The organism is Dietzia cinnamea NBRC 102147 (assembly GCF_001571065.1).
Lineage (GTDB): Bacteria > Actinomycetota > Actinomycetes > Mycobacteriales > Mycobacteriaceae > Dietzia > Dietzia cinnamea.
The window spans coordinates 1-548 of the sequence record NZ_BCSW01000159.1 but is presented as its reverse complement, the minus strand read 5'-3'; the positions used below and the strand labels follow the sequence as shown (position 1 = coordinate 548).

Below are 548 nucleotides of genomic sequence, written 5' to 3'. Positions count from 1 at the left end.
TACGTCTACGCCGCCGCCGCCGGCGGTCGGGCCGCCGCGCTCAACGCCCTGACCGAGGACAGGTACCCGCCGGCAGCTCGGGTCGACTACGCCGGCTTTCCTGCGGTCGTGTTCACCCGGCCCCAGCTGGCCTCGGCGGGGTTGACCGAGGACGAGGCCCTCACCCGAGGGCACGCGTGCGACTGCCGCGTCCTGGACCTGTCCGATGTCCCCCGGGCGCTCGTCCAGCACGACACCCGCGGGGCGGTGAAGCTCGTCGCCGACGCCGTGAGCGGCAAGGTTCTGGGCGTGCACGCTCTGGCGGACGGGGCCGGGGAGATCATGCTGGCGGCCACCTACGCCATCAAAAGCGGCATGACCATCGACGATCTGGCCGACACCTGGGCGCCGTACCTGACCATGAGCGAAAGCCTGCGCATCGTGGCCGGCCTCTTCCGAAACCAGATGCCGACGTCATGCTGCGCCTGAAACCCGCGGCCCCAGCGGGGTGGACGAGGGCTCCCGCGGCGGCCCGCCTGGCGCCGTGAATGTGCCTTAAAAACCTACAG

At 71.0% G+C, this 548-nt stretch carries 1 protein-coding gene; it reads left to right on the top strand.

All coding sequences use genetic code 11. The annotated features are described in order from the left end of the window. Nucleotides 1-468 (top strand): oxidoreductase dimerization domain-containing protein (locus DCI01S_RS16595; protein WP_497463107.1); only part of this gene is annotated, 468 nt, incomplete at its 5' end. Nucleotides 469-548: the final 80 nt, after the last annotated feature.